This is a genomic window from Kitasatospora sp. NPDC059327 (genome assembly GCF_042752535.1).
Lineage (GTDB): Bacteria > Actinomycetota > Actinomycetes > Streptomycetales > Streptomycetaceae > Kitasatospora.
Map to the genome: position 1 here is coordinate 72,319 of NZ_JBHYYB010000023.1, position 18,677 is coordinate 90,995.

The 18,677-nt window shown below is 71.8% G+C and carries 20 protein-coding genes; 7 read left to right on the forward strand and 13 right to left on the reverse strand.

Annotated elements, in window-relative coordinates:
• Positions 1-345 precede the first annotated feature (345 nt).
• Both ACFXHB_RS16645 and ACFXHB_RS16650 read left to right on the forward strand, forming a co-directional pair.
• The gene (locus ACFXHB_RS16645; protein ID WP_380574953.1) at positions 346-711 is read left to right on the forward strand and encodes a hypothetical protein; all 366 of its coding nucleotides are present in this window, start codon (positions 346-348) and stop codon (positions 709-711) included.
• Positions 711-1,082: a hypothetical protein gene (locus ACFXHB_RS16650; RefSeq protein ID WP_380574954.1), complete on the forward strand. Its 372-nt coding sequence runs from the start codon at positions 711-713 to the stop codon at positions 1,080-1,082. The genes ACFXHB_RS16645 and ACFXHB_RS16650 overlap by 1 nt, the downstream gene beginning before the upstream one ends.
• Positions 1,083-1,125: 43 nt before the next feature.
• Here the strand turns inward: ACFXHB_RS16650 and ACFXHB_RS16655 are convergent, their stop codons facing one another.
• The 6 genes from ACFXHB_RS16655 to ACFXHB_RS16680 form a co-directional block, all read right to left on the reverse strand.
• Entirely contained in the window at positions 1,126-1,731 is a 606-nt protein-coding gene (locus tag ACFXHB_RS16655; protein ID WP_380574955.1) for an HNH endonuclease, read from the reverse strand.
• Positions 1,732-1,865: 134 nt separating this feature from the next.
• Positions 1,866-3,224, reverse strand: coding sequence for an AAA family ATPase (locus ACFXHB_RS16660; RefSeq protein ID WP_380574957.1), 1,359 nt, complete (start codon positions 3,222-3,224; stop codon positions 1,866-1,868).
• Positions 3,225-3,849: 625 nt separating this feature from the next.
• On the reverse strand, positions 3,850-4,440 hold the full coding sequence (locus ACFXHB_RS16665; protein ID WP_380574959.1) for a dihydrofolate reductase family protein: 591 nt from the start codon (positions 4,438-4,440) through the stop codon (positions 3,850-3,852).
• A 428-nt stretch (positions 4,441-4,868) separates the two neighbouring features.
• Positions 4,869-5,411 (reverse strand): hypothetical protein, encoded by a 543-nt coding sequence (locus tag ACFXHB_RS16670; protein ID WP_380574960.1) that lies wholly within the window; start codon positions 5,409-5,411, stop codon positions 4,869-4,871.
• Positions 5,412-5,490: 79 nt separating this feature from the next.
• A complete protein-coding gene (locus ACFXHB_RS16675) occupies positions 5,491-5,724 on the reverse strand; it encodes a DUF397 domain-containing protein (protein ID WP_380574962.1) in 234 nt (77 codons plus the stop codon).
• The gene (locus tag ACFXHB_RS16680; protein WP_380574964.1) at positions 5,721-6,581 is read right to left on the reverse strand and encodes a helix-turn-helix domain-containing protein; all 861 of its coding nucleotides are present in this window, start codon (positions 6,579-6,581) and stop codon (positions 5,721-5,723) included. The genes ACFXHB_RS16675 and ACFXHB_RS16680 overlap by 4 nt, the downstream gene beginning before the upstream one ends.
• 195 nt (positions 6,582-6,776) lie before the next feature.
• On the opposite strand from ACFXHB_RS16680, the gene ACFXHB_RS16685 reads away from it, so the two are divergent.
• From ACFXHB_RS16685 to ACFXHB_RS16700, 4 genes are all read left to right on the forward strand, one after another.
• Positions 6,777-7,211 carry an ATP-binding protein gene (locus ACFXHB_RS16685; protein WP_380574965.1) on the forward strand — a complete coding sequence of 145 codons (435 nt, stop codon included), beginning with the start codon at positions 6,777-6,779 and terminating at the stop codon, positions 7,209-7,211.
• A 5-nt stretch (positions 7,212-7,216) separates the two neighbouring features.
• The gene (locus ACFXHB_RS16690) at positions 7,217-7,540 is read left to right on the forward strand and encodes a hypothetical protein (RefSeq protein WP_380574966.1); all 324 of its coding nucleotides are present in this window, start codon (positions 7,217-7,219) and stop codon (positions 7,538-7,540) included.
• A gap of 386 nt (positions 7,541-7,926) precedes the next feature.
• On the forward strand, positions 7,927-8,736 hold the full coding sequence (locus ACFXHB_RS16695; protein WP_380574967.1) for an alpha/beta fold hydrolase: 810 nt from the start codon (positions 7,927-7,929) through the stop codon (positions 8,734-8,736).
• Between the two features lie 125 nt (positions 8,737-8,861).
• Positions 8,862-9,410 (forward strand): AAA family ATPase, encoded by a 549-nt coding sequence (locus ACFXHB_RS16700; RefSeq protein ID WP_380574968.1) that lies wholly within the window; start codon positions 8,862-8,864, stop codon positions 9,408-9,410.
• Between the two features lie 31 nt (positions 9,411-9,441).
• Here ACFXHB_RS16700 and ACFXHB_RS16705 read toward each other — a convergent pair whose 3' ends face one another.
• Positions 9,442-10,077: a sigma-70 family RNA polymerase sigma factor gene (locus ACFXHB_RS16705; RefSeq protein WP_380574969.1), complete on the reverse strand. Its 636-nt coding sequence runs from the start codon at positions 10,075-10,077 to the stop codon at positions 9,442-9,444.
• Between the two features lie 78 nt (positions 10,078-10,155).
• Between ACFXHB_RS16705 and ACFXHB_RS16710 the strand changes: the two genes are divergently transcribed.
• Entirely contained in the window at positions 10,156-10,983 is an 828-nt protein-coding gene (locus tag ACFXHB_RS16710) for an alpha/beta fold hydrolase (protein ID WP_380574970.1), read from the forward strand.
• 77 nt (positions 10,984-11,060) lie between these two features.
• Here the strand turns inward: ACFXHB_RS16710 and ACFXHB_RS16715 are convergent, their stop codons facing one another.
• From ACFXHB_RS16715 to ACFXHB_RS16740, 6 genes are all read right to left on the reverse strand, one after another.
• Entirely contained in the window at positions 11,061-12,236 is a 1,176-nt protein-coding gene (locus tag ACFXHB_RS16715; RefSeq protein ID WP_380574971.1) for a serine hydrolase domain-containing protein, read from the reverse strand.
• A 435-nt stretch (positions 12,237-12,671) separates the two neighbouring features.
• Complete coding sequence (locus tag ACFXHB_RS16720) at positions 12,672-13,214, reverse strand: hypothetical protein (RefSeq protein ID WP_380574972.1); 543 nt, start codon at positions 13,212-13,214, stop codon at positions 12,672-12,674.
• Positions 13,215-13,322: 108 nt separating this feature from the next.
• Positions 13,323-13,859: a hypothetical protein gene (locus tag ACFXHB_RS16725; protein ID WP_380574974.1), complete on the reverse strand. Its 537-nt coding sequence runs from the start codon at positions 13,857-13,859 to the stop codon at positions 13,323-13,325.
• Positions 13,860-14,234: 375 nt separating this feature from the next.
• The gene (locus ACFXHB_RS16730; RefSeq protein WP_380574975.1) at positions 14,235-15,443 is read right to left on the reverse strand and encodes a serine hydrolase domain-containing protein; all 1,209 of its coding nucleotides are present in this window, start codon (positions 15,441-15,443) and stop codon (positions 14,235-14,237) included.
• Positions 15,444-15,716: 273 nt separating this feature from the next.
• Positions 15,717-17,681 (reverse strand): hypothetical protein, encoded by a 1,965-nt coding sequence (locus tag ACFXHB_RS16735; protein WP_380574976.1) that lies wholly within the window; start codon positions 17,679-17,681, stop codon positions 15,717-15,719.
• Between the two features lie 121 nt (positions 17,682-17,802).
• The gene (locus tag ACFXHB_RS16740; RefSeq protein WP_380574978.1) at positions 17,803-18,528 is read right to left on the reverse strand and encodes a TetR/AcrR family transcriptional regulator; all 726 of its coding nucleotides are present in this window, start codon (positions 18,526-18,528) and stop codon (positions 17,803-17,805) included.
• Positions 18,529-18,677 lie beyond the last annotated feature (149 nt).

Below are 18,677 nucleotides of genomic sequence, written 5' to 3' on the forward strand. Positions count from 1 at the left end.
CGACTCTTCGTCCTGTGATTTATCATCGGCCCGCGCGATGGCGTGCTTTCTCGCTACGACCCTCTATGGCTTCAGATTCTTGGTGCGGATGGATCGAGGTACGGCGGACCGACCCCTCTTTGTGCGGCGCCAGCTCGGTTCTGGTCGCGGTCGCTGACCACTATGGTGCCAACCTGCGCGCAGTGGAAAGTCCGTCAAACAGTGGCATTATGTAAATGGGTGAAGTGGTGGGGGAGAGGATACGTCATCAGGTTGGATATAAAGAGCTCGTCGAAGATGAGTTGGCCATTGCCAGCGCTCGTTGCGCACGAGCTCCTAGCTAGCGGAAAGTAGATAACCGAATGGGTGAGTGTCTTCCCGGGGTGCTACAGTGCGTGGCGAGGGATCGTCAATCAGGCGTTGCAGCGGCAGGAAACCATAATCGACGGGGCCTGGCCGGTGTGCGGTGGTGGTCCCCTCCTCATGGCTTTCACCATTGACGATCCCGCCAGGTGTGTCGCCCCGGAGGAGTGGATTGCCGGGCAGGGTCACTGCTGGGAGTGGTACGGGAAATGCCAATCCTTCGATTACTACAACAATTCACTGATTCCCGAATGGGCTTCAGGGGCGACTGTCTCCGAGTCGCTCGGCCTGTGTGATCCGAGCGAGGTCGCCCGGCTGCTCGCCAAGAACCCAGGGAGCGGCAGCGAACAGCTGGGAGGATCTCGCTGATGGCGCGCCCGTACGACCAAACCCACGATTCCGCTCTGTTTGAACAGCGTAGCTTGCCTTCCACGGAACGGACCTGCCCGCTGTGCGGCCATCTCGGCCTGCGGATCTACTACCATGAGAAGTTGGGGCGGCCGCAACCTTCATGGATCATCTATCTCTGGTGTCCTGCCTGCCACGCCTATAGTTCGGCATTTGCGGGATCTGGTCGCAACCAGGTGACCGAGGATCCGCTCGCCGAGGAATTCGGCGAGCGGATCAAGGAGCTCTTCCGTGATCCGGAAGCCTTGCTCCGCCACCTGGACGGGTACTGGAACCGTGGAAGTCTTCCCCAAGAGATCAGCCGACGACGGAAGTCCGACCGCGGCCGGTGATTCCCGGGACGCCTGGGACCGTGACCAACCTGCCCGCGGTGTCCTATCGGATGAGCAGGGCCTCGCGGAGCGCGGGTTCGCGGAGGTGGGCGAGGAGCTGGGAGTCGTCGTCGAACAGGATCTCTGCGGCGGGGTCGAGGGCCTGATGCAGCATGGCCTGGACGACGTCGGCCATCGGCTGTTCGTTGACGACCAAGGCCCAGTGGGTGGCGGCATCGTGGTCGCCCTTGGCACTGGCGGCGGCCCACTGGGCGACGCAGGCCTTGGTGACGTGGAAGGCGTTCACCCGGCCCTTGGCCAGCAGGCCGCGGTTGAGGTCGAACAGGTCGATGGTGGCCCGGCCCCTGGGGGTGAGCGGGTGGTACTCGCCAACCGCCAGGACCAGGCGCAGGTGTGGTGTCGGGTCCTCGGCCGTGGGGTCGATCAGTAGCGGCTTCCCGTCGAGGTCGAGCGGGAACACGGCCTTCTTGAGGTGGCTGTTGCACAGTGAGCAGGCGAGGACGTGGTTGGTCCAGTCGAAGGTGCGCATCGGGTGTCGGTCGATGGGATCGAAATGGTCGATGTCGGTGCCCTGGTTGTCTCCGCAGTACATGCACCGCTCACGCCCGGCCGCCATGTCCGCGAGGAGGTCCCGAAGCGGCGCGTGCACATTCCGTCTCACCGTGGTGTGTTTCCAGAGCTCTCGCGCCCGTGTCGCGGGCTTGTCGGCGAGCACGATCTCGCAAGTGCACTCCGCCATGCGGGAGTGCGGCGGCTCCGGCAGGGGAAGCCGCCGGATGCGGATCACGCGACGTGCCCGGTCAGGGAGTGCAGGCGCGCGGCGACCTCGTCGACCCGGGCGGACGGTGAGCTGGTCAGGGTGCGCTTCAGCTGCCGGTAGCGCTCCCGCTCCTCCTCGCCGGCCTCGCCGGCCACGATCTTCATCTCCAGTGCGACCAGGAGGGCCCGGGCCTCGTCCGCGCGCTGCGAGTACGGGGTGTCGAGGCCGAAGAGCTCGGAGAGCACCGCGTCGTCACCGCTGCCGAACACCACCCGGTCGTACAGATCCGGTCCGACGACCTCGGGAGCCTCGTCGACGTCCGGGCCGGGCAGGCGGATCAGCCCTGCGGGGTCGGCCGCCTGGCAGATGTACGGGCTGTGGGTGGTGACCAGGAATTGCACCAGCGGGAAGTGCTGCTTGAGCCAGCCCCCGATGCGCTTCTGCCAGGACACGTGCAGGTGCGCGTCGATCTCGTCGATGATCACGACACCGGGAACCGCCACGACGGGATGCCCGCTGTCGCGTTCGACGCGTAGGGCGCCGTAGGTGTCGTGGAGCTGCTTGAGGATGTCGACCACCAGTGCGGCAACCGTGCGGTAGCCGTCGCTCATCTCCCGCAGGGGAAAGGAGCGGCCGCCGTGAGCGACCCACAGACCGTCTGAGTCCACGTTGCCGATGGTGTAGTCGTCGGGCAGGAGTTCGTCGCCGAGGATCTCCAGAGCGATGAGCTTCAGCTCGGCCGCGCCCGGGCGGTTCTCCAGGGACCGCAGGTGCTGCTCGATCAGCCAGCTGACGCCTTCGGCCAGTGAGGCGTCCTCGTGGAACAGGCTGGTCAACCGAGCCACGGCACCCGCCCCGGCCATACGCCGCTGGACCTCCCCGGAACCGCCGACGAGCCGACGGAACGGACCGTAGCCCGCGCAGAACCACCCCACCGGGTTGTCCGCCCACGGCCCGCGCTGGGCAGCCGTCGGCGCCTTCCTGTACGCCACCGTGGTCAGAGCCGGCTGAGCGTGGCGACCGGCCGCGGTCGCGGCTTCCGCCGCGGTCCACTGCAAACCCGCCCAGAACACCCCGGCCGGAGGCCGTCCCGTGGTGAACCTGTCCTCCGTCGCATCGGGCTGCAGGCAGACCTCGGCGACGGCCCGCTCGCGCTCGTCGCTGATCCACGAGTCGAAGCCGGTCACCAGCCCGCGTGCCGCGCTCGGACCGCTGACCGCGAGGGCGACGGCGCGCAGGAGGGTCGACTTGCCGGAGCCGTTGCGGCCGGCCAGCACCGTCCATCCCGCGTAGGAGCCGTCGGGCCGGGTCAGGTCGATATCCACCTCACGGGCGCCGCGGAAGCCGCGTACGTTCCGCACCCGCACGTTCTTGAGGTACATGCCCGCCCGTCCTCCGACCCGATTCCTCCGCCGTGCGGCCCGGTACAGGTCGCTGTGACGACTCTAGCCGTGCCCCTACTTGCGCAGGCGAAGCTCGTCCGGCTGTCCGTCCTCCTTCAGACCGGCGCGGCGGCGATCACGAGTCCGGTCGCAGCTGCTGGGTGCCGGGCACGACAACGTCGTCGTACATCGGTCGGGCCACTCGCGCGCCGCTCGCGCGGTCGGCCCACGATCCCGCACCACGGGCCAGTGAGACCAAATCGGTGATCATCGGATTACTCCGGGTGGTGTCAGTGCCAAAAGGCCCCGGCGGCCCCCTTCGGGGTCGCAGGAGCCGGAGACGGTCCATGGTGAGGTGGCTGGCGGCGATGTCGGTCGGCACGTCCCTGTGCAGCACGGTGGTGCGGAAATCCCGCCGGGGGAGGGGCGACGATATCGATGAACTCGGCCTCTTCCAAGCCGCCACATCGTGGAGTTTCCGGCCCGACTCCTTGCCGCCCATCGCCGACGGAGCGGGACCTCCGCGGTTCGCGCGCTGGAACCGCTCCGTCTTCGGGGAATTCCGACGCTGCGGAAAGGGGAAAGGGTGGGGCCGGAACAGCGTGGACGCTGTGCGCCGGTGCGTCTACCTGACCCAGCGGGTCTCCACGATGCCGCAGGCGTAGGCGGCCGAGTGGGCGGCCCGGTAGTTCCGCGTGGCGAGCCGGGCCCCGAAGACGCTGGTTCCCTCGCCCGCGAAACCGGGGTTGGTGAACAGCCGGAGCTCGTCGGCCAGGTCCTCCCGCAGCACGGAGGAGACCAGGCCGGCGCCACCGAAGCAGACCAGGTCCCCGCCGGCCAGCCTCTTCGCCTGCTCCACGGTGTCGGCCAGCTCGCCGTTGAGCACCGTGGTCCGTGGCCAGTCGAGCCCGGGCCTGCCCGACCGGCTCACAACGAACTTGGGGAGTGCGCCGATGGCCCGGCTGAACTCCCAGTCGGGATTGCCGGGATGCTCCTCCGCCATTCGGCTCCAGTGCCCAAGGTAACCCTCGTCGGCCATGGGCCGACTCAGCAGGATGCCCGAGGCTCCGGTGAGCAGGCCGTTGAAGGCCGCGCGGAGGTCCGCGCTCCACGGCCAGTCGGGGCCCCAATTCCACAACTGCCAGTTGGCGTCCGACAAGCTGCTGTCGACGTAGCCGTCGATGGAGATCTGCATCGCCACAGTAAGGCGGCTCACGATTCTTCCGTCCCCTCGTCATGGTCAGGAGTGTCGGTGGCTCGGAGGCGGTCCCTCAGCCTCTCCCGACGAGTGCCGGCTGGACTCGCCAGGTGCCGCCGGTCCGAGCCGACATGGAGACGATAGGTCGGACGACTGACGCTTTCTCGAGCAAGGCCACTTCCTCGGCCTGTTGAGGAGGAGGGTGGCGCGGGCGATGTCACCGATCCGGCTGGGTCTGAGCGTCACGTGCCTAGTGCCGCGAACGGTTCTCACGACAAGATTGTCCGCGACAACCAGCGGCTTCACGTTGGTCACCCATGGTGCCACGCTCGACGCCACGCGCCACGTGGTGGAGTACTTCGCCCGTCTGCCGGCCGCCCACCGCCGCCGATTGAGGCGATGCGCAGGGTGTCGGGAGCACTCCCTGGTCGGTGCGGCCGGGCCCGCTACTGGGCCGGGCCGGCCAACGTTTCGACGGGCCACGGTGGTTGTCGCGGCTCCGTGCGGGTGAGGCTCGCCAGTTCTTCGGGTGGTTCGGCGCCGTCCCGAACGGACGCGACGTAGGCCTTCGCCTCCTGCGGGCTCAATCGGGGGGCCTGCTTGCGCAGGTGGCCCATCGCGGCCACGACTCCGGCGGAGTGCACGAGCGCGCGAACGGCGGCGGCGAGGGGATCGGGTGGTCTGATGCCCTTGGTCTGCAGGAGGTACTGCTCCTCCCAGTCCTCGTCCGACCACCAGGCGTCGGGGACGTGGTGGATGCTCCCGTCGTGCCGGTCCACCAGGTAGTGGCTGCCGCTGCCGACCGGGCGGTCGCGCACGTCACGGGAGCGGGCATGCTCCGCTGTGTTCCAGAAGACGAGCCAGCCGACCGTGTGTTCCTCCACGGCGCAGACGGCCCACTCGGGGGGCGGGCCCTCCCAGGGCCACGTCAGCCGCTCGTCGGCCAGGAGGGACTCGACCAGCTCGACGGCGCGTTCCTTGGAGATCACGCCTTCATCTTTCACCGCGGGTCAACCGGGTTCTCGGCGGCAGGCCCTGCTCTGGTCGGGCAGGGCCTGGACTCGGCGCTCAGGCGGTGAAGTGGGGGGATCCGGCTTCGATGGCCTTGACGAAGGCGCTCCACTCGGCCTGGTCGAAGGCGAGGTGGGGGCGGGTGAGGTCCTTGTCGTCGCCGAGCCAGACGTCGCCGTTGGGGAAGCGGGCGATGATCACGCAGTCGCCGTTGTCGTCTGCCGAGAACGGGGACTTGGTCCAGTCGGCGTCGGCGGGGTTGTGGTCGTACGGGTCGTGCTTCGCGCTCACGTCAGCTCTTCCAACTTGCGTTCAAGGGCGGCGATGGTTTCCTCCGGGGACAGCGCGCACTGCTTGACCCGGGCGAAGGCTCGTTCGGCCCGCCGTACGTCGCGTCCCGTTCTACGCGGGAGCATACCTCCGACGGCTTCGATGAATACGAAGCCGTTTTCGAGGTCGTCGGGGAAGCGCATCAGTACGAGGCCGGACGCCAGGATGCCCTGGCGTCCGGCGTTCAGCGGGATCATACGGATGGCCACGTTCGGATACTGTGCGACCTTGATGGCGTGTCGGATCTGGTCGGCGAGAACCTTCGGATCGCCGGCGACAAGCAGCGCGACCTCCCCGAAGTACGTCTCAAGTTCGAGAGGATTGTCACCGGTCAGCCTGCGCTGCCGCATCATCCGGACTTCGGCTGCCGTCTCGATCTGCTCCTCGTTGGGTGCGCTGAGGCCGGCGGCGATCATCTCCCTGGCATACCCCTCGGTTTGGACGAGCCCCGGGAATGCTGACGGGAAGTAGTTCAGCATCTGCGAGGCATCGGCTTCGAGGGCGAGATACTCGGCGAACGCCGCTGTGATGGAACTGGCGAAGTCGAGGTCGCGCCACCACTGCCTGGGCGGGCCACTGCCGAGCAGGTTCTCGAAGTACTCACGGTCCGAACCCGTGACGCCGTAGTAGCTCATCAGTGCTGCCAGGTCAGCGGCGCCGACGGGCTGCTCCGCACGTTCCATCTTGCTGAGACGAGCCGGACTCCAGCCCTTCAGCTCGCGCGTTACCTCGGTGAGCTTCTTGTTCTGGTCCAGCCGTAGGGCGCGCAGCTCATCACCAAGCCTGATCTGCCTGATGGCGGCGAGGTCCTTGGTCAAGTGGGTTCCCTCCCTTCGGATGTCGGGGCTCAGTCTTCCGTCAGAAGGTGCCTTGGCTCAAGCCGTTTCAAGATCCACCGATTTTCTAAGGCGTTCTAGTTGCGATTTCGAATCGCCTCCCCCCACACTCAACGTGACCGCATGAACACGCTCCTGACGGAGCCTCTGGATGCGAAGGGGCGAACTATGTCCACTTTGAGCAGACCTGTCCTCCAGACCTGGGAAGCCGCCCTCACCGAGCACGCCAGCTCGGTGCGGACCGCCCGTAGCCAGGTCCGCCAACGACTCGCCGAGTGGGGGTGGCGGGGCGAGAAGGTCGACGACCTTGTCCTGATCACCTCCGAACTCGTGACCAACGCCGTCGTCCACGCCTGTCAGGGTGCGGGCGAAGTCCGGCTCTACCTCCAGGAGTTCGGCGGTGACTGTCGCCTGGAGGTGTGGGACCCGCGCTATGACCTCCCACTCCAGGAGCGCCGGCCGCGCCGGTTCAACGAGGGTGGGCGCGGGATCGAGCTGGTCCGGGAGCTGGCCTTCGACTTCGGTGTCGTCGCGCGGCGCGGTGCGGGCAAGCGCGTCTGGGTGCGTGTCCTGCTCTCCGACGCCAACCCTCCTCCCCCTCTCAGGAATTGAGCACCATGCGCTGCCGAGCCAAGCATCGCCGCAGTCCCAAGCACCGCCGCCGCATCCTCACCGGACGTGATCACGCCCCGCGCGAAGGTCATCCGGTCCCGGGTCTGGCGCCTGCCTCCGCCAACCGGCCCACCGCCGCCGAACTCGCCTCCGTGGCGGTCGTGTTCGCGCTGAGCGTCGGGCTCGCCTTCCTCGCCTCGGCCCTGGTCGGCCCCGGCGAGCCCGCCACCGCCCGGGTCGTCTGGTGGACGACCCTCGCCGCCGCCGTGATGCGGGGCGTCACCTGGTCGGATGCCCTGCTCGACCGCCGCCACCGGGAGGGGGAGTAGCCCGTGTGCCGCGCCGCACGCCGGTGCGAGCTCACCGGCGTCCGCCGCCTCACCTTCGAGTCCGGGCTGCGAGACCTGCGCCGGTGCCCCGACCGCTCTCGTGTACCCCTCGGCGCCATCACCCCCGCACCGGGGGCCTCCGGCTCGTCGTCACCCTGCGTCGCCCGCCGCGCGTCCGGCGCCCGCTGATCGACCCCGGTGAGGGCTCCTTCGCGCCGACCGGAGTACCGCCCCGCGACGGGTCCGCCGAGGGCCGGGGGCAGCACTCCGTCACCGCCTCCCGATCACTGCCGCATCCTCGCTCTGCGGATCCGACCGGGCGCCGATCGGGTGTGTCAGGCTGGTGGGGAGAGGCTGGAGCGCGACCGAGAACCGGGAGGCTCGCGATGGCCGAGGTGCAGGTGAACGGGGTGTCGCTGTACTACGAGGCCCGGGGGTCCGGGCCGAGCGTGGTGCTGGTCCACGGGTCCTGGAGCGACGCCGACAGCTGGGCGCGGGTGGTGCCCGGACTGGCCGAGCAGGCCGCCGTGGTCACCTATGACCGGCGTGGGCACAGCCGCAGCGACGACCTGCTCACCCAAGGTTCGGTCTACGAGGACGCGGCCGACCTGGCCGGACTGATCCAGGTGCTCGCCCTCGCCCCGGCCTTCGTCTGCGGGGACTCCTACGGCTCGCTGGTCGCGCTGCGGCTGGCCGCGGCCCGCCCGGACCTGCTGCGCGGGATCGCCGTGCACGAGCCGCCCGGGACGGCGATGCTGCTGGCCGACCCGGATCTGCGGCCCATCGGCACCGCCTTCGCCGGCCGGATCGCGGCCGTGCGGGAGCTGCTGGAACAGGCGGAGTCGGCCGCCGCGGCCGAGCTCTTCGTCGAGACGCTCGCCTTCGGCCCGGGGGCCTGGGAGCAACTGCCGGCACCGATCCGGCACACCTACATCCGCAACGCGCCGACCTACCTGGACGAGCTGCGGGACCCGGACGCGCTGGATCTCGACCTGACCGCGCTCGCCCGCTACACCGAGCCCGCTCTGCTCACCCAGAGCGACGACGGGGCGCCGATGTACGGCGAGGTGCTGGACATGATCGATCTGGCGCTGCCCAAGGCGGAACGGCACCTGTACGAGGGTGCCGGTCACGCTCCGCATCTGTCGCAACCGGAGGAATGGGTGCGGGTCACTCTCCCTCGCATCCTGGGGTGAGGCGCGCGCAGGGGGCGCGCACTACCAGGACGCACGCCCCGGTGGTGTGCTTGTCGGGCGCCGCGGAGCACAGCGTCCGCCGACGGGTGGGGCGGCGTCAACGTCTGCGGACCCAGGGGGCATCGATGAGGCGCTACATCCTGACCGGCACGCCCGGAGCCGGGAAGACCGCGATCCTGCGCCGGTTGGAGTACGACGGCTACCCCGTCGTCGAGGAGGCGGCGACGGATGTCATTGCCCTCCGGCAGGCGGGCGGTGAGCCCGAGCCGTGGAAGGAACCGTCCTTCGTCGACGCGATCGCCGCCCTCCAGCGCCGCCGGCAGGAGCTGGCCGCGTCCCTGCCCGGCGCGGTACAGGTATACGACCGGTCGCCGGTCTGCACCCTCGCCCTGGCCAGGTACCTCGGTCATCCGGTGACTCCGGTCCTGGCCCGGGAGTTGGAGCGCGTCCAGGACGGGCGGATCTACCAGAAGCAGGTCCTGTTCGTCCGGAACCTCGGGTTCGTCACGCCGACCGACGCGCGCCGGATCGGCTTCGAGGAGTCACTGCGGTTCGAGGAGGTCCACCGGGAGGCCTACACCGAGCTCGGCTACGCGTGCGTGTTCATCGAGCCGGGCCCGCTGCCGGAGCGGGCGGCGGCGGTCAGGAAGCGGTTCGCCACCGGGCCGGCCTGACCGGCCTGACCGGCCTGACCGGCTCGGCCGGTCACCCGCCGGAGGCGGCCGAGCCGCGCTCCTCCCGCAGCCGGTCGCGCTGGATCTGCCGGGCGAGGGTGCGGCGGACCGAGGCCGAGGTGGTCGCGGCAGCGGCGGCCGGGGCCCGGACCGGGACGTCCAGGGCCCGGCCGATCGCGTCCAGGGCCGCCCGGTGGCTGCCGGGCAGTCGGTCCCGGTGGGCCCGCAGGTCCGCTTCGAGCAGGCGCCGCAGCTCGTCGACGCCCTGCGGGGTGAAGCGCCGGCGCCCCCGGGCGAGGGCGGTGACGTGGCCGGTGCAGTGGGCGGCGCCGGCCAGGGTCTCGGAGACCTCCTCGGCGAGCCCCCAGAGGCGGCCTTCGAGCCAGGGGAGATCGTGCTGGTCGAGCGAGACGTCGAGTGCGGGCCTCGGGTCGCCGCCGCCGTGCTTCGCCACCTGCTTGGAGACGGCGGGCTGGCTCATCTCGGTGAGCCGGGCGATCCGGCTCTGGCTCCAGCCGAGGCCGGCCAGCACCTGGATCAGCTCGGTGCGCAGGCCCCGCATCTCCTCACCGGCGCGGATGACCTCGTTCATGCCGGCGAGGATCCGTTCGGCCTGGTCCTCGGTCAGTGACCGGTCGTCGGGGTGCGTGTTCTCTTCGCCTGCCATGACTCGGTTATACACCCGGCACGGAGCAATCTATAACCTGGTTGTACAACCTGGTTATGGGATGCCATGATCCCTCCCATGCCCACCTTCACCGCACCTGACGGCACCCGACTCGCCTACCGCGTCCACGGGGACGGCGAGCCGCTCCTCTGCGTCCCCGGCGGCCCCGCCGACTCCCGCTACCTCGGCGACCTCGGGGGCCTCGCCGCGCACCGCCGGCTGATCGTGCTCGACCTCCGGGGCACCGGCCGCTCCGCCCTCCCGGAGGATCCGGCCTCCTATCGCTGCGACCGCCTCGTCGACGACGTGGAGGCCCTGCGCCGCCATCTCGGGCTCGACCGCGCGGACCTGCTCGGCCACTCCGCCGGTGCGAACATCGCGACCCAGTACGCCGCCCGCCACCCGGAGCGCGTCGGCAAGCTGCTGCTGGTCGGCCCCGGGACCCGCGCCGTCGGCATCGCGATCAGCGGGGAGACGCGTCGCGCGTTGGCTCTGCGGCGCGGCGGCGAGCCGTGGTTCCCGGCGGCGTTCGCCGCGCTGGAGGCGATCACCGAGGGCACCGGCACCGACTGGGCGGCCATCGACCCGTTCTTCCACGGCCGGTGGGACGCGGCGGCGCGGGAGCTCCAGGAGGCCGGGCGGCCGGCCAATCGGGAGGCCGTCGCGGAGTTCGGCGCCGAGGGCGCCTTCGACCCGGCCGCGACCCGGGCGGCGCTCAACGCCCTCACCGCGCCCGCCCTGCTGCTCACCGGGGAGTTCGACCTGAACAGCCCGCCGAACGCGGTGGCCGAGTTCGCCGGGCTGTTCCCCGACTCCCGCCTCGTCGTGCAACCGGGCGCGGGCCACTATCCCTGGCTGGACGACGCGGACCGGTTCGTGGCCGCTACGGCCGGCTTCCTGGGGTGACGGGGGCGACGGGTTGACGGGGGCGACGGGTTGACAGAGGTGACGGGGGTGGTCGCCGGGCGGTACGGCGGCCCGGTTCAGCGGCACAGCGCCGTGCGCACCACCGCGTCCACGCGCGACCTGGACGCCTGGTCGGACAGTTGGACCGTCACCGCCACGTTGGCCGCGCGGCCGTCGTCGGTGGCGCCGCCCCGGGTCTCGAACCCGGGGAAGCTCCCGCCGTGGCCCCAGTAGACACCGGGGGCGCACGGCAGCGGCATGCTCACCAGCCCCAGTCCGTAGCCGGCGCCCGGGCCGAAGGTCTCCTCGGCGGGGACGGTCATGCGCATCTGGGCGAGCTGGGCCGCCGGGAGGAGGCGGCCGGGGGTGAGGAGCGCGCGGTAGAAGCGGTTGAGGTCGGAGCCGGTGGAGATCAGCTGGCCCGCCGCCCAGCCCCAGGACGGGTCCAGCTCCGTGATGTCGACCAGGGCTCCCGCCGCGTCCCGGTAGTAGCCCTGGGGGTGGGGTTCGCGGATGGCCGCGTCGCCGGGAGCGGGGAAGTAGGTGTGGCGCAGCCCGAGCGGCTCGATGACGCGCCGGTCGATCTCCGTGGCGAGCGACCGGCCGGTGACCTGCTGGACGATCAGGCCCGCCAGCACGTAGTTGGTGTTGCTGTACGCCCAGCCCGTCCCGGGCGCGAAGTCGGCCTTGTGCCGCAGCGCGATGTCGACGAGCTCGTGCGGGTCGTAGGTCCGGACGTCGTCGTCGAGGTACTCGCTGTAGTTGGGGAGACCGCTGGTGTGCTGGAGGAGCTGGCGGACGGTGATGTGCCGCCCGTCGATTCCCTCGCCGCGGACCAGGTCCGGCAGATAGGTGTCGACCGGGGCGTCGAGATCGACCTTCTTCCGGGCCACCAACTGCAGTACGACGACCGCGGTGAACGCTTTGGTGTTACTGCCGATCCGGACCTGGCCGTCGTCGGGCACCTTCGAGCCGGTGGCCAGGTCGCCGACCCCCGCGGTGTAGGTGCGGGTGCGGTGGTGACGGTCCTGGACGCTCGCCAGTGCGCCGGGCACGCCGTCCGACCGCAGAAGCGCGGTCAGGCCCTGCTGGACGGTGCTCGGTCCGGTCGCGGCGGACGCCGAGGGCGCGGTCGGCAGGCCCGTCGCCAGGACGCCGATGGCCACCGCGGCCGCGACGGCCACGGCCCTGCGCCGCGCGCCGCTCCGCGGCCGGCCGGAAGGACGGGTCCGCTCTGCTGCCTGCTCACGCACGAGTCAACTCCTGGGGATCGTCGGGACATCGGCGGTAGGTGCCGGTCCCAGCATCTCCGGGAGTGATCGTCCGGGACGATCCTGCTGCCCGCCCGGGCGCGGGTGGGGCTAGCCCCCCGGTCCGCCGGCCCGATCGGGAACCGGGGGAGGGTGACGCCAACGCCCCGGGCGGGGGTGGCGGCGTCAGGCGGGGGAGGTGGCGTCCGCGGTGGTGCCGGTGGTGGTGCCGGTGGTGGTGCGGTCGGTGCGGTCGGTGGTGCGGTCGGTCTCGGCGGGGCTCGGTCTTCTTCGCACGGTGGGCTCCCAGGGGATCGGCGCTGTATGCCCGGGAGACTAGTCATGGACGCGTCAAAGCGAAAGAGGGTGTGGTCGGTCCTTCCGGAACGGCTCGCGGAGTCGGCTCGACGTCCGCCCGGGTCGGCGTACCCCGGTGGGTCAGTTCCAGGGGTTGGCCGGGTTGGTGTCGATGGCGATCCAGAAGCGGGTGTCGGTGGGCAGGGTGCCGTAGCCCCAGAAGTTCCAGCCGCCGGTCTGGGCGAGGTCCGGGCCGTAGTGGCCGTCGTGGAACTCGGCCTGACGCCAGCCGATGCCGAAGGTGGACTGGCAGATGGTGTCGGCGGCGGCACGGCTGTTGAGGCGCGAGCCCTTGACCGGGCGGCTGACGGCCAGGGTGCCCTGGGCCCAACCGGAGAAGAACCCGATGGTGATGCCGGCCGGCGCCGGGCTGTCGTCCACACCGAGGCAGAGCACGGGCAGGGTGGCCGTCGCCGGAGTGTCGCCGTGGTAGGGATTGCTGGCGTTCCCGCTCCCGCCGCCGACCTCGACGGTGCCCTGTGGTCCGGTGGCCACGACCTGCCAGGTCAGTCCGTCGTGGGTGGCGGGGCCGGTGGCGGCGTGGGCCGGGGCGGCGGTCAGCGGGATCAGGGCGGCCACGGCGAAGGCCGTCGCGGTCGCGGCGAGGCGCGTGGTGCGGGTCATGCGGTCCTCCAGAAGGGCGGGCACCGGGCGGGCGGATCTCCGGGCGGGCGGGTCTCGGGGTGGCGCCGCCCCCGCCCGGTGCGGGAGGGGGCGGCGCCGGTGGCGGGGTCAGTTCCAGGGGTTGGCCGGCTGGTCGTTGATCGCGACCCAGAAGCGGGTGTTGGTGGGCAGGGTGCCGTAGCCCCAGAAGTTCCAGCCGCCGCTCTGGGAGAGGTCGGGGCCGTAGTGGCCGTCGTGGAACTCGGCCTGGCGCCAGCCGATGCCGAACGTGGCCTGGCAGACGGCGTCGGCGGCGGCACGGCTGTTCAGACGGGCGCCCTTCACCGGGCGGCTGGCCGCCAGCGTGCCCTGGACCCAGCCGTTGTAGAAGCCGATGCTGATGCCGGCCGGGGCCGGGCTGCCGTCCACGGTGAGGCAGAGCACGGGCAGGGTGGCCGAGGGCGGGGTGTCGCCGTAGTAGGCGTTGCCGACGGTTCCGCCGCCGACCTCGACGGTGTCCTCCGGTCCGTTGGCGATGATCTGCCAGGTCAGGCCGTTGTGGGTGGCGGGGCCGGTGGCGGCGTGGGCCGGGGTGGCGGTCAGCGGGATCAGGGCGGCCACGGCGACCGACGCGGCAGCGGCGGCGAGGCGCTTGGTACGGGTCATTCGTTCCTCCAAGAACGTCCGGCACAAGGGGAAACCGCCCGGCCCTCAACGGCTCGGGCACGGCTCGACCCTCTCAGCCGGCAACACGGATCCCGCATCATCCGGTCATCGAACCGTCACCCGTCGCGGTGATCCGACGGGCGCCGTGCGGTACGGCCGGGGGTGCGGACGGAGGACGGGCGGGAACGCCGACGTGCCCTCCGTACCGGGGCGAGGAGACCGCTCGGTGGTCTGCGTCGCTCCCGCACGGAAGGCACGTCGGCGGCCGTGGCCGCGAGTGGTGTCCGAGACGGAGGGTGGTGGCCGTGGCCGCGGGTGGCGGCCGGGACCGCCGCTGTGCGGCGGGCCGCCGATGGGGCCACCGCCGGTGGTGTCCTAGCCGCCGAGGCTGACGCGGACCGCCTCCACCAGGCGGTCCGCCCGGGCGTCGCCGTGACCGATCATCCGGTTCGCCGTGTAGGCGAAGCCGACGCCGAACTCGTCGTCACCGAAGGCGAACTGGCCGCCGGCCCCGTCGTTGCCGAAGCTGCGGGCGCCGAGCATCGGCCGGAACGACGGCGAGGGGAGCACCACCCCCGAGCCCCAGCGGGCGCCCAGGTCGAAGCCCAGGAAGCCCGCGCCGGAGGAGAGTTCGCGGATGGCGTCGGTGACGGTCGCGGCGGAGAGCAGCCGTTCGCTCCGCCCGCCCGCGCCGGTCCCGATACCGGTGACGGCCGCCGCGTACAGGCCGGCCAGGCCGGTCGCGGAGGCGACGGCGCCCGCCCCCGGCAACTCGACGGAGTGCAGGGCCGGGTCGTTCCAGCCGTGCGGGACGTCCAGGCCGGGGAAGACCAGCGCGCCGTTCATCGTCACGATGCGGGTCAGCAGGTGCTCGGGGCCGGGCATCGGGCGGCGGCCCTCGGCCTCCGCCAGCCGGGCCAGCCGCCCGTGCTCGGCCTCCGGCAGACCGAGCCAGGCCGACAGTCCGAGCGGGTCACCGATCTCCCGGCGGAAGTAGGCGCCCGGCGTGAGGCCGGTGATCCGGCGGACGACCTCGCCGAGCAGGAAGCCGAAGACGTGGCCGTGGTACTCGTAGGTCGCGCCCGGCTCCCAGAGCGGCCGCTGCTCCTCGATGGCCCGGACGACGGGCTCCCAGGCGGCGATCTCCTCGAAGGAGAGCGCCGCGTCCAGGGCCGGCAGGCCCGCCCGGTGGCCGAGCACCATCCGGCAGGTGATCGCCTCCTTGGTGGGTCGGGCGTCGGCGTGCCGCTCCGTGGCGTCGCCCTGCCGCGCGCCCGGCCCGGCGAACTCGGGCCAGTAGCGGCTCACCGGGGCGTCGAGGTCCAGCAGGCCGCGCTGGGCCAGCAGGTGGACGCAGACGGCGACGAGGCCCTTGGCGCAGGAGAAGACCGGGACGACGGTGTCGGCCTCCCACGGCCGGCCGGTGCGCTCGTCCGCGGTGCCGCCCCAGAGCTCGACCACCTTGCGTCCGTCGGCGAACACCGTGACGGCGGAGCCGAGCTCGGGGAAGTCGGCGTAGTTGCGGGCGAACGCGTCCGCGACCGCCCCGAACCGCTCGTCGGCCCACCCCTGGTACTGCTGCATGCGCCCGTCCTCCGTGTGCGGCCGCGTCCGGGAGTCCACCCCGCCGCTGCCGAGATCATCGACCGGCCAACGGTACGGCGCCGGGCCGTCCGGGCACGAGCGATTTACGCCGGGCGCGCCGGGCGGACGGCGCCGGGCAGGTCCGGTGGGCCCGGTGGGCGGACGCGGTGGGCGCGGTGGGCGGGACCGGTGCGCGGTGGGCGGGCCGGGCAGGGGCGCGCCGGGCGGGCGCCGGGCCGGTGGGTGAGCCCCGGCCGGCGGACTGCCGCCGGGTCAGAGGCCGTCCGTCAGTCGGTGGAGCTCGCGGTTGAGGGCGCCGCCGGCATGGGCGAGCGAGCCCGAACCGCCGGGGAGAGCGCCGGCCCAGCCGGCGTACTCGAAGCCGCCGGCCATGTACCGCACCGTGCGCAGCTGGTCGACGAGGGCGACCAGCCGCTCGGCGTCGAGCGCCGCTTCCGGGCTCTCCTTCGCCGCCCGGAAGACGGCCCCCGCGAAGCCGGTGACCTTGAGCGCCGCGAACACGGTGGCCGTGTCGTGCGCTTCGTCGAGGATCTCGTAGACGACGTGGCCGTCGTCGTCGACAGCCTCCCGGACCAGTCCGTCCTGGGCGTAGAAGGACATCGCGACCCGCTTCAGTACGGTCAGCAGGGTCCGCAGGTCCTCGAAGCCGTCCGGACGGAGCAGGCTCTCGACGTAACGGCGCATCCGTGGCGGCAGTCCGTTCCCGGTCCAGTCGCCCAGGGCCCACACGTAGTCCTGGCCGGAGACGGCGACGGGGGCGAACGCCCCGGGTGTGACGGCGGCCGGGACGCGCCCACCCCCGAGGGCCAGGTGGTCGAGGCCGTGGTGCGCCCAGTAGCGGGCGGCGGGTTTGCCGGGGGTGGTGAGCGCCGACCGGGTGACGGGGACGGCCAGATGGTCCAGGAAGCCGGCGGAGAGCCGCCGGTGGCCGCTGGTGAGATCGACCCGGTAGGGGTGGCCGGGGTCGGTGAGCCAGTCCTCCAGCGAGTGGTGGAAGAAGCTGCGGCGGCCGTCCCGTTCGGGCATCAGGGCCGCCAGCGCGGTGAGGGCGGCGGGTAGTTCGTACGCGCGGTCGAGCCCGCAGACGGCGCCGAGGATCTCGCCGGGGAGGGGCTCCCGGGCGGCTGCCACGGCCTCCAGCAGCGGGCGGATCCTCGCGTAGTCCGCGGCGGTGGGGAAGTGGCGTTCGAGGAACAGCTCGTAGATCCCCGCGAGACCGGGCGGCAGCGCACCGAGGTCGGTGAGGGAGCGGCGGTCGGTCTCGATCGCCTTCAGCGCCATGGTGGCGTAGAGGAAGTTGCCGTCGGCGGCGGCGGCGATCCGCTCCAGCGCGTCGTGCGCCGACACGCCTGCGTCGCGCAGGCGTGCGCGCCAAGCCCGGTCCGCGAGCCGGTGATCGATGAAGCTCCTCAGGTCGGACAGGTGCTGCCGGTCGTCGGTGTCGAGCGGCAGCACACGGGCCCCGCCCAGGGCGGTGAGGACCGCGGGGGCCGGGCGCGCCGCCAGGACGAACCGCACCCACGGGGGGAAGCGCTCGATCCGTGACGCGAGCAGCTTCAGCACGGTGTCGCGTCGCTCGCCGCCCGCCAGGGACTCGTCCAGGCCGTCGACGAGGATGACGCGGTGCGGCTCCACCGGTGGCTGTGGGTGCGAGTGCGGCTGTGAGTGCGGGGCCGGGGCCGGGGGAGCCGGAAGCTGTCGCAGGACGGCGATGACGCCCTGGTCCAGCGCGTGGCCCGGGTCGCGCTCGATCATCTCGCGGCGCAGCGCCGCGGCGGCGCCGGGGGCGGCGGCCGAGCGTGCGAACTCCGGCAGGCCGTGCGCCAGGGCGGCGGCCAGGTGGCCGACGAAGGCGGCCGGCTCCAGCGTCGTACGGTCCTCGGCGGCGCAGAAGTAGGTCCCGAGGATCTCGCCCGGGCCCGCCCGGTGCGTGAACTCCGCCAGGAAGGCGGACTTCCCGGTGCCCGGGCCGCCCGTGACCAGGAGCGCCCGCTCGTCACTGGTCGCGAGCCAGGAGCGGACCGCTTCGAAGAGCCGGCGGCGGCCGGTGAACCCCTGTCGCTTCTGCTCGGCATAGCCGGAGAAGTCGATCCGGCGGGGAGCGCCGTCGGTGCCGGAGGTGTGGTGGTGGACGTGGATGCCACCGGTCACGGAGCCCGCCTGGACCACCGGGCCGTAGGCCGTCCCGCCGAACTCGTTGTGCGTCTCCCCGACCATGGCCGTGCGCCCCCTCGTCCCCGGTGGCACGAGTATGGCAGCGGTCGAGCCGGACCGCCCGCCCGGTGGGGATGCGGGCAGCACCGTTCGAGCGGCCCGTCACAGACTCGGTGACGGATCGTCAGGATGTCGGCGTGGGACTCAACATGGCCGTGATCACGCGGTGCAGTGAGCGGTCGAGGACCGCGTCCGGGTCGCCGGTCGGGCCGGCCGTCGCGAACGCCGCCGCCAGGTGCGGGTAGTCGCCGCTCGCGGCGGCCCGGCCGAGGTAACCCACCAGCTCGCCCTGCCACTTGGCGCCCGAGGATGCCGTTCGCTCGTACTGCGCGTACTGGCAGAGGAAGCCGTTGAGCAGGGCCATCGCCTCCAGCCGGGTGGCGCCGTCCAGGCCGGTCGGCTCGGTGACGGCCAGGAAGTGGTCGGTGTAGCGCAGCCCGTTCGGTCCGATGCCCGGGCGGGCGACGACCAGGGTGGCCAGCCAGGGGTGGCGGCGCAGGACGGCGAGCTGCTGGTGGGCCAGTCGGCCGAGGTCCGCGCGGCAGTCCCCGGTGGGGGCGATGGCGGCGAAGTCGTACTCGGCGACGGCCGCGTCGATCATCAGATCGAGCAGGTGTTCCTTCTTCGGGACGTAGTTGTAGAGCGACATCGTCCCGGCGCCGAGGGCGGCCGCCACCCGTCGCATGGAGACCGCGTCCAGCCCCTCGGTGTCCGCGATGGCGATCGCCGCGGCGGCGATCGAGGCGCGACTGTGGGCCGGCCGGGGGCCCCGGCCGGTGCGCTCGGGGCGCAGCCAGATCAGTTCGGGGGCCTCGGACGGCTGCGGGAGCGCGGCCGGGTCCGGTGGCACGGGTGGTCCGGACGGCAAGGCCGGTTCGGGCGGCGGCGGGCTGGCGGGGGACTGGCGGGACGGCACTGGAAGATCACCTCGGTTACCCATCTTAGATACGTACGGCGTACGTAGTACGATGCGTGCGCAAGCGCTTCTACGTACGCTGT

Bases quoted from the DNA above. Each gene is read 5' to 3' on its own strand.
- ACFXHB_RS16650 (WP_380574954.1), top strand. From the start codon at position 711: ATGGCGCGCCCGTACGACCAAACCCACGATTCCGCTCTGTTTGAACAG.
- ACFXHB_RS16660 (WP_380574957.1), bottom strand. From the start codon at position 3,224: ATGTACCTCAAGAACGTGCGGGTGCGGAACGTACGCGGCTTCCGCGGC.
- ACFXHB_RS16690 (WP_380574966.1), top strand. From the start codon at position 7,217: ATGCGCTGCCGAGCCAAGCATCGCCGCAGTCCCAAGCACCGCCGCCGC.
- ACFXHB_RS16695 (WP_380574967.1), top strand. From the start codon at position 7,927: ATGGCCGAGGTGCAGGTGAACGGGGTGTCGCTGTACTACGAGGCCCGG.
- ACFXHB_RS16700 (WP_380574968.1), top strand. From the start codon at position 8,862: ATGAGGCGCTACATCCTGACCGGCACGCCCGGAGCCGGGAAGACCGCG.
- ACFXHB_RS16705 (WP_380574969.1), bottom strand. From the start codon at position 10,077: ATGGCAGGCGAAGAGAACACGCACCCCGACGACCGGTCACTGACCGAG.
- ACFXHB_RS16710 (WP_380574970.1), top strand. From the start codon at position 10,156: ATGCCCACCTTCACCGCACCTGACGGCACCCGACTCGCCTACCGCGTC.
- ACFXHB_RS16720 (WP_380574972.1), bottom strand. From the start codon at position 13,214: ATGACCCGCACCACGCGCCTCGCCGCGACCGCGACGGCCTTCGCCGTG.
- ACFXHB_RS16725 (WP_380574974.1), bottom strand. From the start codon at position 13,859: ATGACCCGTACCAAGCGCCTCGCCGCCGCTGCCGCGTCGGTCGCCGTG.
- ACFXHB_RS16730 (WP_380574975.1), bottom strand. From the start codon at position 15,443: ATGCAGCAGTACCAGGGGTGGGCCGACGAGCGGTTCGGGGCGGTCGCG.
- ACFXHB_RS16735 (WP_380574976.1), bottom strand. From the start codon at position 17,681: ATGGTCGGGGAGACGCACAACGAGTTCGGCGGGACGGCCTACGGCCCG.